This is a genomic window from Pseudomonas sp. CJQ_9 (genome assembly GCF_043106615.1).
Classification (GTDB): domain Bacteria; phylum Pseudomonadota; class Gammaproteobacteria; order Pseudomonadales; family Pseudomonadaceae; genus Aquipseudomonas; species Aquipseudomonas juntendi.
On the sequence record NZ_JBICMS010000013.1, the window covers coordinates 52,688 to 67,037 of the forward strand.

13 protein-coding genes are annotated in these 14,350 nt (G+C 62.5%); 7 read left to right on the plus strand and 6 right to left on the minus strand.

The genetic code is table 11. The features are described 5' to 3' along the window. Nucleotides 1-37: 37 nt before the first annotated feature. From ACF8SD_RS02350 to ACF8SD_RS02360, 3 genes are read right to left on the minus strand one after another with little or no spacing between them, the layout of a single operon-like run. Nucleotides 38-310 carry an oxidative damage protection protein gene (locus tag ACF8SD_RS02350; RefSeq protein ID WP_173887302.1) on the minus strand — a complete coding sequence of 91 codons (273 nt, stop codon included), beginning with the start codon at nt 308-310 and terminating at the stop codon, nt 38-40. Next, on the minus strand, nt 310-1,374 hold the full coding sequence (gene mutY, locus ACF8SD_RS02355; protein WP_009682877.1) for an A/G-specific adenine glycosylase: 1,065 nt from the start codon (nt 1,372-1,374) through the stop codon (nt 310-312). Before mutY ends, ACF8SD_RS02350 begins: the two co-directional genes overlap by 1 nt. Then, the gene (locus tag ACF8SD_RS02360; RefSeq protein WP_392484438.1) at nt 1,371-3,617 is read right to left on the minus strand and encodes an AsmA family protein; all 2,247 of its coding nucleotides are present in this window, start codon (nt 3,615-3,617) and stop codon (nt 1,371-1,373) included. Before ACF8SD_RS02360 ends, mutY begins: the two co-directional genes overlap by 4 nt. 251 nt (nt 3,618-3,868) lie before the next feature. On the opposite strand from ACF8SD_RS02360, the gene ACF8SD_RS02365 reads away from it, so the two are divergent. The 6 genes from ACF8SD_RS02365 (at nt 3,869) to hisF (ending at nt 9,040) form a co-directional block, all read left to right on the plus strand. Next, the gene (locus tag ACF8SD_RS02365; protein ID WP_047150101.1) at nt 3,869-5,530 is read left to right on the plus strand and encodes an OFA family MFS transporter; all 1,662 of its coding nucleotides are present in this window, start codon (nt 3,869-3,871) and stop codon (nt 5,528-5,530) included. A gap of 282 nt (nt 5,531-5,812) precedes the next feature. Further along, nucleotides 5,813-6,406 (plus strand): imidazoleglycerol-phosphate dehydratase HisB, encoded by a 594-nt coding sequence (gene hisB, locus ACF8SD_RS02370; protein WP_009682881.1) that lies wholly within the window; start codon nt 5,813-5,815, stop codon nt 6,404-6,406. Beyond that, nucleotides 6,407-7,045: an imidazole glycerol phosphate synthase subunit HisH gene (gene hisH, locus ACF8SD_RS02375; protein WP_009682882.1), complete on the plus strand. Its 639-nt coding sequence runs from the start codon at nt 6,407-6,409 to the stop codon at nt 7,043-7,045. It begins immediately after the preceding gene. Then, the gene (locus tag ACF8SD_RS02380; RefSeq protein WP_009682883.1) at nt 7,046-7,306 is read left to right on the plus strand and encodes a DUF2164 domain-containing protein; all 261 of its coding nucleotides are present in this window, start codon (nt 7,046-7,048) and stop codon (nt 7,304-7,306) included. 121 nt (nt 7,307-7,427) lie between these two features. Then, nucleotides 7,428-8,159 (plus strand): 1-(5-phosphoribosyl)-5-[(5-phosphoribosylamino)methylideneamino]imidazole-4-carboxamide isomerase, encoded by a 732-nt coding sequence (gene hisA, locus ACF8SD_RS02385; RefSeq protein WP_173887307.1) that lies wholly within the window; start codon nt 7,428-7,430, stop codon nt 8,157-8,159. A gap of 110 nt (nt 8,160-8,269) precedes the next feature. Beyond that, entirely contained in the window at nt 8,270-9,040 is a 771-nt protein-coding gene (hisF, locus tag ACF8SD_RS02390; protein WP_392484439.1) for an imidazole glycerol phosphate synthase subunit HisF, read from the plus strand. 102 nt (nt 9,041-9,142) lie between these two features. On the opposite strand, the gene choV is transcribed toward hisF, so the two are convergent. The 3 genes from choV to ACF8SD_RS02405 all read right to left on the minus strand — a co-directional run bounded on the left by choV (nt 9,143) and on the right by ACF8SD_RS02405 (nt 12,195). Then, nucleotides 9,143-10,321, minus strand: coding sequence for a choline ABC transporter ATP-binding protein (choV, locus tag ACF8SD_RS02395; protein WP_009682886.1), 1,179 nt, complete (start codon nt 10,319-10,321; stop codon nt 9,143-9,145). Then, nucleotides 10,318-11,166 (minus strand): choline ABC transporter permease subunit, encoded by an 849-nt coding sequence (choW, locus tag ACF8SD_RS02400; protein ID WP_173891635.1) that lies wholly within the window; start codon nt 11,164-11,166, stop codon nt 10,318-10,320. The genes choV and choW overlap by 4 nt, the downstream gene beginning before the upstream one ends. Nucleotides 11,167-11,247: 81 nt before the next feature. After that, the gene (locus tag ACF8SD_RS02405) at nt 11,248-12,195 is read right to left on the minus strand and encodes a choline ABC transporter substrate-binding protein (protein WP_173887309.1); all 948 of its coding nucleotides are present in this window, start codon (nt 12,193-12,195) and stop codon (nt 11,248-11,250) included. Nucleotides 12,196-12,645: 450 nt separating this feature from the next. Between ACF8SD_RS02405 and ACF8SD_RS02410 the strand changes: the two genes are divergently transcribed. Continuing rightward, nucleotides 12,646-14,022: an L-serine ammonia-lyase gene (locus ACF8SD_RS02410; RefSeq protein ID WP_392484440.1), complete on the plus strand. Its 1,377-nt coding sequence runs from the start codon at nt 12,646-12,648 to the stop codon at nt 14,020-14,022. The last annotated feature ends 328 nt before the right edge of the window (nt 14,023-14,350 follow it).

Below are 14,350 nucleotides of genomic sequence, written 5' to 3' on the forward strand. Positions count from 1 at the left end.
AATTTTAAATTAATTCCGTCGCTTACGGTTCGTGGGGTCATTCCGAGGGTGGCACGTAGCCTTCCGCCTGGGCGTATTCCTCACCGGCGAAAAACTTGTCCATTTCAGCCTGGAGGAATTTGCGGTCCTCGGCGTTCATCATGTTCAGGCGCTTCTCGTTGATCAGCATGGTCTGGTGCTTCTGCCAGTCGGCCCAGGCTTTCTGCGAGATGTTGTCGAAGATGTCCTGGCCCTTGGCGCCGGGGTAGGGCGGGCGTTCCAGGCCTGGCAGTTCTTCGTTGTATTTGCGGCACATCACGGTGCGGGTCATCAGGCATCTCCTGCAATCAGTTCGTCGGCCGCGCGCTTAAGCAGTTTTTTCACCGGAGCGGCAAGGCCCAGGCGCGGCGGGGTGGCGAGGTTATACCAGAGCCAGTCAGCCTCGGCCACGTGCTCGCCAAGCGGCGCGACACGTACCAGCCAGGGCTCGATCGCCAGCTGGAAGTGGCTGAAGGTATGGGTCAGGCCATCCATGGCCTGGCTGCCGGCCAGGCGCAAACCGTGCTGGTAGGCCAGGTCGTCGAGTTGGGCGATGTCGTCCAGCTCTGGCAGGCTCCACAAGCCACCCCACAGGCCGCTGGACGGGCGCCGATAAAGCAGAATGGCGCCCTCGTGGTTGGCCAGCAGTGGCATCAGCGTGCGGCGCTGCGGCAGCGCCTTGCGCGGTTTGGGCTCGGGGTAGCGGGTTTCTTCACCGTGCAGGTGGGCTTCGCAGCCACGTTGCAGCGGGCAGATCAGGCAGCTTGGCTTGCTGCGCGTACACAGCGTGGCACCCATGTCCATCATGGCCTGGGTGTAGTGGTTGGCGCGCTGCTGCGGGGTGAAACGCTCGGCGGTGGCCCACAGCTGGTTGGCCACCTTCGGCTCGCCCGGGTAGCCGCCCTGGGCGGTGAAGCGGGCCAGCACGCGCTTGACGTTGCCGTCGAGGATCGGCGCGCGAATGCCCATGCTGATGCTGGCGATGGCACCGGCCGTGGAGCGGCCGATGCCGGGCAGCTCGGTGAGCTGCTCGACACTGCGCGGAAACTCGCCACCATGTTGCGCCACGACGATCTTCGCGGCTTTTTGCAGGTTGCGGGCGCGGGTGTAGTAACCCAGCCCGGTCCACAGGTGCAGCACTTCGTCTTCGGGCGCTTCGGCCAGCGCCTGCACGGTCGGCAGCGCCTGCATGAAGCGGTCGAAGTAGTTCAGTACGGTGCTGACCTGGGTTTGCTGCAGCATGATTTCCGACACCCACACCCGGTACGGGGTTATGCCCTGTTGCCAGGGCAGGTCGTGGCGGCCGTGTTCGTCGTACCAGTCCAGCACAGCGCTGGAGAACTGCTCGGGGGTCATCGCTTGAATAGCCCCTTGAGCGCGTCTTTCAATTCCGGGCTCACTTTGTCTCCGAGTTTTTCATCGAGTTTTTCGTCGATCTTGTCTTTCAGTCGGTCACCGGCCAGCTTGGCTGCGACCTTGCCCAGGCCGTTCTGGTCCAGGCGGCAGGCCTTGGCGCCCAGCTCCAGCGGGCCGCGGCACTGCAGCGGAACTTCAACCCCCACGTAGCGCTCGTTGACCTGGCAGGCCGGGTCCGGCATGGCACGCTGGTCGCCTTCGACGATCACGCCGATGTTGTAGTCCATACCCAGTACACGCAGGTCGAGGTCGCCATGGCCGTTCACGGTCAGGCCCGGGATGCGTGCCTTGAGGTCTGGGTTGCTGGCAACGCCATTGCGCACCACCAGGCTGCCACGCAGTTCCTGGAACGGGGTGTCCTTGCCGCGTGGCTCGCCGGTGAGGGTTTTGCGGTTGAGGGTGGCGATGGCCTGGCACAGTTGCTGCTCAAGGTTGGCATTGACCAGCACACCGTCGTTGATGGTGAAGTTTGCACTGCCGTTGAGCGTGTCCACCAGTGCCTTCTGGCTGTTGCCGGTGGCGGTCAGATCACTGGTCAAGGTCAGCAGGCCCTTGACCGGTGGTGCCTGCTCCTTGCCGTCGGCCTTGATGAAGTGTTCCACCGGCACCCGTTGGATGCTGGTGCTGACGCCCAGCTGTGGCACGGCAGGGCGCACATCGACCGTACCCTTGGCGTCGAAGGTGCCGTTGTACAGGCCGCCGCGTAGCGTTTGCAGGGTCAGCAGGCCGCCCTGGCCGCTGGCCTTGAGCTGGGCGTCGACGATCGGCAGTTTGTCCAGGGTCAGCGAGCCAAAGGCCAGTTCGGCCTGCAGGTCCAGCGTACGCAGGCGGTCGACCGGCAGCAGCTTGTCATCGCTCCAGGCTACCTGGGTCGGTGCGTTGGGCAGCGGTGTGGTGCCGGCACCGGCAACCGCGCTGGCTTCCTGTTGCTTGACCTCGGCCTGGCGCGCAGCCGTGGCGCCTTTGGCTTGTTCGCTCTTGGCCGGCAGGTAGCGGTCGGCGTCGAAGCTGTCGCCTTTAAGCTGCACGCGCAGGGCTTGCCTGGCGAAGTCTTCGATGGCTACGTGCCCGCTGAACGTGCTGTCGTCAAGCTTCACTGCCAGGTCGTCCAGGCTCAGGCTGCTGGGTGTGCCTTGCAGGCGGGTCACCAGCTCCAGCTTGCCGAAGGCTGCCGGGTCGTTGGTTGCCGGTAGCGGGTGGCCGATGCCGTCCAGGAAGGTGCGCAGGTCGAACTGGGCAATGGACAGGCCGCCGCTCAACTGGGGCGTCTTGTCCAGGTCGCGCAGGTTCAGTTCACCCAAGGCGCGCAGTTGGTTGGCCGAGACTTTCAGGCCGTTCCAGGAGGCGACGTTGGCGGCCATGTCGACCAGCAGCTGGCCCTGGGCAACGAAGGCCACTGTTTTGCCGCCGGTCGGTTCACCCGAAGTTTCGCCCGACAGGCGCATGTCCTCGAAGTTGTAGCGCTTGAGCTTGCGGTCGAAACGCAGTTCGCCGGCCAGCTCGGTGCGGGCTTTGATATTCGGCTGGCTGGCACTGACAAAAGCACTGGCCTTGAGCGGGATGTTCGCGCCTTCATGCACAGGGCCGGTGCTCAGCTGGATGCTTTCGGCGCTGTAGCTCTGGCCGGTCTTGGCGTCGGTGTACTGCACCCGGGCGTTGTTGACGGTCAGGCTGTCGATGTCCAGTTTGACAGGGCGTTCGTTGCTGTCGGCGGCCGCGGGTTTCTGCCCGGTGGCTGCCTGGGGCGGTGCGTCGGTGGCAGAGCCAGCCTGCGCAGGCAGCGGCTTGCCAATGTCTTCCCAGTTGCCGTGGCCTTGTTCGTCACGGGCCAGGGTCAGGTTCAGGCCCTCGACGCGCACGTCGCTCATTTGCACCTCGCGGCGCAGCAGCGGCAGTACCCGTACCGACAGGCCGAGCATCTGCAGGTCGGCGAACGGCTCGTTGGGTTTGGCCAAGGTGGCGATGCTGGCCTCGTGCAGCTCCAGGCCCAGCCATGGGAACAGGCTCCAGCCGATATCACCGTTGAGGGTCAGTTCGACATGTGCCTTGTCGCGCGCCAGTTGGCGAATCTCGTCTTTATAGTCGTTGGGATCGAATAGGTGGGTCAGGGCGAAGCCCAGCGCCACGATGATCAGCAGCAACCCGAGAAGCCCCAGTCCCAGGATTTTGCCGAACGCTTTCATGGGCGAATCCTTGTAGTCCGATTTTGAAATTCAAGCGGCTGAGTATAGCGCCGCCATGCATATCCCTGCGTATTCGACCAGAGATGCAGGATATTTCCTACGCTTTTAGCCGGTAGTACGGCTTTAAAAGGGGGACATGATCGATTCAGCCGAGCAAAAAAACACGATATCAGATTGCTTTCACGCGACTCGATCCTGCTAACCTTGCGCCGCTTTGCCTGCCCTCACCCTATAAGAAAAGGATCATGTTCATGACCAGTACCGTCACGACGGGCGCCCCGGCGAGTACGCCAGGCTTCCTGTCGAAGGAGCGCATCATCGCCCGCCCGGGCTTCAACCGTTGGCTGGTTCCGCCAGCTGCCCTGGCCATTCACCTGTGTATCGGCATGGCCTATGGCTTCTCGGTGTTCTGGCTGCCACTGTCGCAAGCCCTGGGCATCACCGCCCCAGTGGCGTGCGCGGCCGACATGGGCTTCGTGGCCCGCCTGTTCAGCGCCGAATGCGACTGGCCCATTTCCATGCTGAGCTGGATCTACACCCTGTTCTTCGTCTTCCTGGGATGCTCGGCGGCCGTGCTGGGTGGGTGGCTGGAGCACGCCGGCCCACGCAAGGCCGGCCTGGTATCGGCGCTGTGCTGGTGTGGCGGCATGCTGATTTCGGCCATTGGGGTCAAAACCCACCAACTGTGGCTGATGTGGCTGGGTTCCGGGGTTATCGGCGGTATCGGCCTGGGGCTGGGGTATATCTCGCCGGTGTCGACCCTGATCAAATGGTTCCCGGACAAGCGCGGCATGGCCACCGGCATGGCCATCATGGGCTTCGGCGGCGGCGCCATGGTCGGTGCGCCACTGGCCACCGCACTGATGGGCCACTTTGGCAACGCGCAGGAAGTGGGGGTGTGGCAGAGCTTCGTTGCCATGGCGGCGATCTACTTCGTGTTCATGACTGCCGGCGCCCTGGCCTACCGCGTGCCGCCCACCGGCTGGAAGCCTGAAGGCTGGACTGCGCCGCTGAAAAAAGCCGGCAATACCATGGTCACCGACCGCCACGTGCACGTCAGCGTGGCGTGGAAAACTCCGCAATTTGCGCTGATCTGGCTGGTGCTGTGCCTGAACGTGTCTGCCGGCATCGGTATTATCGGCATGGCTTCGCCGCTGCTGCAGGAAGTGTTCGCTGGCAAGCTGCTGGGCAACGAGCTGACCTTCAGCGAGCTGAACGCCGCGCAGCTGGCGCAGATCGCCGCGATCGCCGCCGGCTTCACCGGCCTGCTGAGCCTGTTCAACATCGGTGGCCGGTTCTTCTGGGCATCGTTCTCCGACTACATCGGGCGCAAGAACACCTACTTCGCCTTCTTCGCCCTGGGCGTGGGCTTGTACAGCCTGGTACCGAACATGGGCCACCTGGGCAATGTGGCGCTGTTCGTGGCGGCGTTCTGCATCATCCTGTCGATGTATGGCGGTGGCTTCGCCACGGTGCCGGCGTACCTGGCCGACCTGTTCGGTACGCAGATGGTCGGTGCCATTCATGGGCGCCTGCTGACCGCCTGGGCGGCTGCAGGGGTGCTGGGGCCAGTGCTGATCACCTACCTGCGCGAGTCGCAGCTGGCAGCCGGGGTAGAGCGCGCGGCGGCCTATGACATGACGCTGTATATCCTTGCCGGGCTGCTGGTGCTGGGCTTTATCTGCAACATGCTGGTGCGGCCGGTTGCCGACAAGCACTTCATGAGCGATGCCGAGCTGGCGGCCGAGCGGGCGTTGAGCCATGACAAAGGCGCCGATGGCGCACGCTCGCTGGAGTGGAAAGCCGCGCCGGGGAGCCTGCCGCTGGTGCTGCTGGCCTGGGCGGTGGTGGTGGTGCCGTTGGCCTGGGGGGTGTGGATTACCCTGCAGAAGACGGCGGTACTGTTCCATTGATGAGTGATACAGCCGGTTGAGTTTGCCGGCTGTACCGGCACTATCGCCGGCAAGCCAGCTCCCACAGGTCCACCCTAGGCTTTGAACACGGTGGGGGCCTGTAGGAGCGGCCTTGTGTCGCGATGGGCTGCAAAGCAGCCCCCTTCCCTCGGTTGTATAGACCTGTAGCGCTATCAACCCCCCGTCATTGCTCGCTTTGCCATATGTCATCCGCGTTTCAAGCTGGCGCGTTCTGGGCCTATAATGGCACCCTTTTCGCCCAATGATTTTGCGGAGCTGGTGATGGTCGAACGTAAGGCTTCCGTCGAGCGCAATACCCTGGAAACCCAGGTCAAGTGCTCGATCAACCTCGATGGCAGTGGCAAGGCCCGATTCGATATCGGTGTGCCTTTCCTGGAACACATGCTGGACCAGATCGCCCGCCACGGGCTGATCGATCTGGATATCGAGTGCAAGGGTGACACCCATATCGACGACCACCATACCGTCGAAGACGTTGGCATCACCCTGGGCATGGCATTCGCCCAGGCCATCGGTGACAAGAAGGGCATCTTCCGCTACGGCCACGCCTACGTGCCGCTGGACGAAGCGCTGTCGCGCGTGGTCATCGACTTCTCGGGCCGCCCAGGCCTGCAAATGCATGTGCCGTATACCCGGGCCAGCGTCGGTGGCTTCGATGTCGACCTGTTCCAGGAGTTTTTCCAGGGCTTCGTCAACCACGCCCTGGTTACCTTGCACATCGACAACCTGCGTGGCCACAACACTCACCACCAGATCGAAACCGTGTTCAAGGCGTTCGGCCGTGCCCTGCGCATGGCGGTCACCCTGGACGAGCGCATGGCCGGGCAGATGCCGTCCACCAAAGGGTGCCTGTAAATGCAGACGGTAGCCGTAATCGACTATGGCATGGGCAACCTGCACTCGGTGGCCAAGGCGCTCGAGCACGTCGGTGCCGGTAAAGTGCTGGTGACCAGTGATGCGGCGGTCATCCGCGAGGCGGATCGCGTGGTGTTCCCTGGGGTAGGTGCGATTCGCGACTGCATGGCCGAAATCCGCCGCCTGGGCTTCGACAGCCTGGTGCGCGAAGTCAGCCAGGACCGGCCGTTCCTGGGCATCTGCGTGGGTATGCAGGCACTGCTCGAACACAGCGAGGAAAACACCGGCGTCGACTGCATCGGTTTGTTCCCCGGCCAGGTGCGCTTCTTCGGCAAAGACCTGCAAGAAGACGGCGAGCACCTGAAGGTGCCGCACATGGGCTGGAACGAAGTCAGCCAGACCATCCACCACCCGCTGTGGCACGACATTCCGGACCGCGCACGTTTCTATTTCGTGCATAGCTACTACATCAATGCCGGCAAGCCTGGCCAGGTGGTCGGCCGTGGCCACTACGGCGTCGATTTCGCTGCCGCACTGGCCGATGGCTCGCGCTTCGCCGTGCAGTTCCACCCAGAGAAAAGCCATACCCATGGCCTGCAGCTGCTGCAGAATTTCGTCGCCTGGGACGGGCGCTGGTAAATGAGCAGGTCAAAGACCAAGGCCCCGATCATCACCCTGGCCCCTGAGCAGGAGCGCGACGCGCTCGCTACGCTCAAACGCTTCCTCGAAGACCGCTTCGAGCTGGAGCTGGGGTCTTTCGAGGTGGCTGAGGTCCTTGAGCTGTTCAGCAAAGAAATTGCACCCCATTACTACAACAGGGCGATTGCCGATGTTCAGCTGCACCTCAAGGAGCGGTTCGAGAGCATCGAAAGCGATCTGTGGGCGCTTGAAAAAAGCTGAAAGCTTCAAGCTTCAAGCTTCAAGCTGCAAGCTGAAGCTGGATCGCCTATCGAATACACGACGCGCATTGCTTGCAGCTTGTCGCTTGCAACTTGCCGCTTGAATTGACGAAGGAAAGAGCATGCTGATTATCCCCGCTATCGATCTGAAGGACGGTGCCTGCGTGCGCCTGCGCCAGGGCCGTATGGAAGACTCCACGGTATTCTCCGACGACCCGGTGAGCATGGCCGCCAAGTGGGTCGAGGGTGGCTGCCGCCGCCTGCACCTGGTCGACCTGAACGGCGCCTTCGAAGGCCAGCCGGTCAACGGTGAAGTGGTCACTGCCATTGCCAAGCGCTACCCCACCCTGCCGATTCAGATCGGCGGCGGCATTCGTTCGCTGGAAACCATCGAGCACTACGTCAAGGCTGGCGTCAGCTATGTGATCATCGGCACCAAGGCGGTCAAGCAGCCTGAGTTCGTCGCCGAGGCGTGCAAGGCCTTCCCGGGCAAGGTCATCGTTGGCCTGGATGCCAAGGACGGCTTCGTCGCCACCGACGGCTGGGCCGAAGTCAGCTCGGTGCAGGTGATCGACCTGGCCAAGCGTTTCGAGGCCGATGGCGTTTCGGCGATCGTCTACACCGACATCGCCAAGGACGGCATGATGCAAGGCTGCAACGTGCCATTCACCAAGGCATTGGCCGAGGCCACCTCGATTCCGGTAATTGCCTCGGGCGGCATTCACAACCTGGGTGACATCAAGGCTCTGCTGGACGCCAAGGCCCCCGGCATCATCGGCGCCATCACCGGCCGCGCCATCTACGAAGGCACCCTCGACGTGGCCGAGGCCCAGGCCTTCTGCGACAACTATTGAATAGGAGCGGCAAGCTGCAAGCTGCAAGCTGCAAGAGAAAAGCCGGACCGCGTACTGCTTTATCTTGCAGCTTGCCGCTTGAAGCTTGCAGCTGCTCCCCAGGAGCTTCCATGGCTTTAGCTAAACGCATCATCCCTTGCCTGGACGTGGACAACGGCCGGGTGGTCAAGGGCGTCAAGTTCGAGAACATCCGTGATGCCGGCGACCCGGTGGAAATTGCCCGTCGCTACAACGAGCAGGGTGCCGACGAAATTACCTTCCTCGACATCACCGCCAGCGTCGATGGCCGCGATACCACCCTGCATACCGTCGAGCGCATGGCCAGCCAGGTGTTCATCCCGCTGACCGTGGGCGGTGGCGTGCGTACCGTGCAGGACATCCGCAACCTGCTCAATGCCGGGGCAGACAAGGTGTCGATCAACACCGCCGCGGTGTTCAACCCAGAGTTCGTGGGCGAGGCGGCAGACCGTTTTGGCTCGCAGTGCATTGTCGTGGCCATCGACGCCAAGAAGGTGTCCGGGCCGGGTGAAGAACCCCGCTGGGAAATCTTCACCCACGGTGGGCGCAAGCCGACCGGGCTGGATGCGGTGGAATGGGCGAAGAAGATGGAGGGCCTGGGTGCCGGCGAGATCCTGCTGACCAGCATGGACCAGGACGGCATGAAGAGCGGCTTCGACCTGGGGGTTACCCGGGCCATCAGCGATGCGCTGGGTATTCCAGTGATTGCCTCGGGCGGGGTGGGTAACCTGCAGCACCTGGCTGACGGTATTGTGCAAGGGCATGCCAGCGCGGTGCTGGCGGCCAGCATTTTCCACTTTGGTGAGTACACGGTGCCAGAGGCCAAGGCTTACATGGCAGCGCGCGGGATCGTGGTTCGCTGAAACGTTGATTGGGGCTGCTTGGCAGCCCTTCGCGGGCACGCCCGCTCCTACACTGTGGGAGCGGGCGTGCCCGCGAAGGGCCGCAACGCGGCCCCAATTGCATCACCCGTGGTTCTTGCCGAGCAGCGCGTGATACAGCTCGGTATCCCCCAGAATCCCCACCAGTTTGTCGTTCTCCTGCAGCACCAGCTTGTTGCCGGTGTGGTAGCGAATCTGCAGCGCTTCACGCATGCCGATATCCGCATGCACCAGCGTCGGCCGACGCCCCAGGCCTTCTACCGACTGCCCCGGCGCCCACTGCTGCATCTCCAGGCCGTTTTGCCCTTGGCGTGCGCGCTTGATCGAGTTGCCTTCGCCCAGGTCCAGCCACGAGTCGCCGCTGGGGTCGAGGCACACCGAACCATTGACCCGTTTGCAGTTGTCCAGGCTGCGCATCAGGCTGCGGCCGCAAAGTACGTTCAGCGGGTTGGTGTGGGCGACGAAGGTACGCACGTACTCGTCGGCCGGGTTTAGCACGATCTCTTCCGGCTTGCTGTACTGGATGATCCGGCCGTCTTTCATGATCGCGATACGGCTACCCAGCTTCAACGCCTCGTCCAGGTCATGGCTGACGAACACGATGGTCTTGCTCAGCTTGGCCTGCAGGCCCAGCAGTTCGTCCTGCAAGCCCTGGCGGATCAGCGGGTCCAGTGCCGAGAAGGGTTCGTCCATCAGCAGGATGTCGGCGTCCATCGCCAGCGCGCGGGCCAAGCCAACGCGTTGCTGCATGCCGCCCGACAGTTCGTCCGGCTTCTTGTTGCGCCACTGGGTCAGGCCCACCAGCTCAAGCTTCTCGTCGACCAGCTTGCGCCGTTCCTTTTCCGGGCGGCCCTGCATTTCCAGGCCAAAGCTGATGTTCTCGCGTACCGTCAGCCAGGGCATCAGGGCGAACTTCTGGAACACCATGGCAATGCGCTTGGTGCGCATCATTTTCAGCTCGGCCGGGGTGCAGTGGGCGATGTCGATGTGCTTGCCTTCATGTTCGACAAACAGCTTGCCGCGGCTGACGGTGTTCAGGCCGTTGATGCAGCGCAGCAGGCTCGACTTGCCCGAACCGGACAGGCCCATCAATACGCAGATCTCGCCCTTCTGGATGTCCAGGTTGGCTTTTTCAACGCCCACCACCAGGCCGGTCTGCTTGAGGATCTGCTCGCGAGTCTGGCCTTTGTCCAGCAGTGCCAGCGCCTCGCGTGGCTTGTTGGAGAAAATGACGTCGACGTCTTCGAAACGAATGATGCTCATGCTTCACCCCTTACCGGCAGTTCCGGTTGCTTGCAGATACGGTCGAGCATGATCGCCAGCAGCACGATCGCCAGGCCCGCTTCGAAGCCCAGGGAAATATCGGCGGTGTTCAGTGCGTTGACCACAGGTTTGCCCAGGCCGTCAGCGCCGACCAGGGCGGCGATCACCACCATCGACAGCGACAACATGATGCACTGGGTAACGCCGGCGGCGATGCTGGGCATCGCATGCGGCAGTTCGATACGGGTGAGCAGTTGGCGGCGCGAGCAGCCAAACGCCTTGCCGGCGTCCATCAGCTCCTGCGGTACGTCGCAGATGCCCAGATAGGTGAGGCGGATAGGGGCGGCAATGGCGAACACCACGGTCGAGATCAGCCCTGGCACCACGCCCAGGCCGAACAGCGTCAGGGTGGGGATCAGGTACACGAAGGTGGGTACCGTTTGCATCAGGTCGAGCACCGGGCGCATGGCGGTGTAGAACATGGGTTTGTGCGCGGCAACGATGCCCAGCGGCACACCGATGGCCACGCACACCACGGTGGCGAAGGTCACTTGTGCCAGGGTTTCCATGGTTTCCTGCCAGTAACCCAGGTTGAAGATCAACAGGAACGACAGGGCGACGAATGCGGTCAGCGACCATTTACGCTGGATGAGGTGCGCCAGGGCGGCGAACAGGGCGGTGAGGACGAACGGGTTGAACCAGGTCAAGGCACTGGTGACGCCGTGGATCATGAACTCCAGGCCCTGTGCGATGGCGTCGAAGTAATTCGCGCCGTGCAGGGTCAGCCATTCAACGAACGAGGCGATGTACTGACCCAGCGGTATTTTCTGATCGATAAGCATGATAGCGAGCTTCCACCTGCATAGATTGAACTCAACCCGGAGCAGGCACGGTCCTGCCCCGAGGTAGCGCTATAGCGAATTGCGTTATTGCGTCAGCTTGGCCTTGGCCGCCTCCAGGCCGGGTTTGCCATCCACGGTGGTCACGCCGGCCAGCCAGGTGTCCAGCTTGCCTGGGTTGTCCTTGAGCCATTTCTTGGCAGCGGCCTCGGGCTTCATCTTGTCGTCCAGGACGTAGCCCATCATGGTGCTTTCATCCTTGAGCTCGAACGACAGGTTCTTCAGCAGTTGGCCAACGTTGCTGCACTCCTGCACGTAGCCTTTGCGGGTGTTGGTGTATACGGTCGCCTTGCCGAAGTCGGGGCCGAAGTATTCGTCACCGCCGGTCAGGTACTGCATCTTGAAGCGGGTGTTCATCGGGTGCGGTTCCCAGCCCAGGAACACCATGGCTTCGCCACGTTTCTGTGCCCGGTCGACCTGCGACAGCATGCCGGCCTCGCTGGACTGCACCAGCTTGAAGCCGGCGTCCTTCAGGCCGAAGGCGTTCTTGTCGATCATGCTCTGGATGGTGCGGTTGCCATCGTTGCCGGGTTCGATGCCGTAGATCTTGCCGCCCAGCTCCTGCTTGAACTTGGCAATGTCGCTGAAATCCTTCAGGCCTTTGTCATACAGCGCCTGGGGCACGGCCAGGGTGTACTTGGCGTTTTCAAGGTTGGCGCGCACGGTGTCCACAGTGCCGGCGTCGCGGTACTGCTTGATATCGTTTTCCATGGTCGGCATCCAGTTGCCGAGAAACACATCCAGGTCCTTGCCGGTAGCCAGCGACTTGTAGGTCACAGGTACCGAGATCATGGTGGTGTGGGTTTTATAACCCAGTGCTTCGAGCACAACGCTGGTGGTCGCAGTGGTGACCGTGATGTCGGTCCAGCCGACGTCAGAGAAACGAACCGTCTGGCACTGCTCGGGCTCGGCGGCTTGAGCCAGCAACGGTGCGGACAGCAACGCAACCAGCAACAGCGAGGGTGAACCTTTCATGGGTGGACTCCTGAGATTTTGTCTTCGGGTTCGCGTGGGTCGCCGGACGTTCTGACGGTCCGGTCGACCAGGCCTGCAGAGGGCAGGATGCGTGGCCGTGCTTTACGAGTCGCTTTCGATAATCCTCCACCGCCGGGCAATCGCCTACTGGTAGGGTCGTATCCAGTACGGAACGGGTCGTATCCAGTATGGGCGATGTCGCTTATGGATTTTTCCAGCCCCTCGCCCGCATTTTTGCGTCACCAGGCCGCTGGAAAACGGCGTATCGGGGCCATTCCCCAAGTAAAACCGTGCGGCGCTGCTGGACAAAATGGCGTCGGTTGTAGACGGCGAGAAGGCCGGTAAAAGCCCGATGATGCTGGCAATTCAAGGCGGCCCTGCTTGAGCCTAGCAGCTACCCCGCCGTGCGCATGGCGCGCACAGACAAGCCCAGCAAGAGGTGATTCGGTAATGGCCATCAGCGTGTTCGACCTGTTCAAGATCGGTGTCGGGCCTTCCAGCTCCCACACCGTCGGCCCCATGCGTGCTGGCGCCCTGTTTGTCCAAGGGCTGCGCGAGCGCGGCGAGTTGGAACGGGTACGGCGGATCGAGGTGCGCCTGTATGGCTCGCTGTCGGCCACCGGCGTCGGCCACGGCACCGACAACGCCACCATCATGGGGCTGATGGGCGAGTGGCCAGACGCCATTGACCCGACCCAGATCGTGCCGCGCATCGCCGACCTGCGCGAAACCAATACCCTCAAGCTGGACGGGCGCCTGCCTGTCGAGTTCGTGTGGGCGCGCGACATGCTGTTGCTGGACGAGAACCTGCCCTACCACCCCAACGCCATGACCTTGATTGCCGAAGGCGAGCAGGGCGAGTTGCACCGAGACACCTATTACTCGGTGGGTGGCGGCTTTGTGGTGGATGCCGCGCAGGCCGCCAGTGGTGTGCTGGATGCCGACCAGACGGTGCTGCCGTACGATTTCAACAGCGCCGCCGAGCTGCTGCAGCTGTGCAAGCAAAACGACCTTAGCGTGTCGCAATTGATGATGGCCAACGAAAAGGTCTGGCGCAGTGAAGAAGAGATTCACGCCGGCTTGCGCAAGCTCTGGCAAGCCATGCAGGAATGCGTCAACAACGGCCTGAAATACGAGGGCACGTTGCCCGGTGGGCTCAATGTGCGCCGCCGCGCCGCCAAACTGCACCGCAGCCTGCAGGAAATCGGCAAGCCTAACGTGATCGGCTCGACCATGAGCGCCATGGAGTGGGTCAACCTGTTCGCCCTGGCTGTCAACGAAGAGAACGCTGCAGGCGGGCGCATGGTGACGGCGCCTACCAACGGCGCGGCGGGCATCATCCCGGCGGTGTTGCACTACTACATGCGCTTCAGTGATGAGGTGGACGAGTCCAGTGTTACCGATTTCTTCCTGGGCGCTGCGGCGGTTGGCATCCTGTGCAAGAAGAACGCCTCCATCTCCGGCGCCGAAGTAGGCTGCCAGGGCGAGGTCGGCTCTGCCTGCGCCATGGCCGCTGCCGGCCTTGCGCAAGTGTTGGGCGCGACCCCGGCGCAGCTGGAAAACGCCGCGGAAATTGCCCTGGAGCACAACCTGGGGCTGACCTGCGACCCGGTAGGCGGGTTGGTGCAGGTGCCGTGCATCGAGCGCAACGCGATTGCTGCGGTAAAAGCCATCAACGCGGTGCAAATGGCCCTGCGTGGCGATGGCGAGCACTTCATCTCCCTCGACCAGGTGATCCGCACCATGCGCGACACCGGTGCCGACATGCACGACAAGTACAAGGAAACCTCCCGCGGTGGCCTGGCGGTCAGTGCCATCGAGTGCTGATGCCGAGTAGGCACCCAGGGCCTCTTGGTGGTGAACCCGCGAAGAGGCCTGCGCGTTTCAAGGCGGCGCAAAAGGCCTGGCCGTGCTCCTTTATGGTGCAGCCAATCCCTACCAGTTGTCGGATGTCGCAATCAGTGTGGGGCTTGTCGGTGACACTAAACAGTGTCGTTTCTGGGCAACCGCCCCACGGCGTGTCACTAAACTGCTCAGCCGTTACCCGCACGGCGCCTAGCACGGCTGTTTGAGACAACTTGGCCAGTACATTCAAAGCCTCTGATTTGCCTGACAAAGGCGTCGTTTTCAGGTTTTTTTGGATAGCCATTCAATT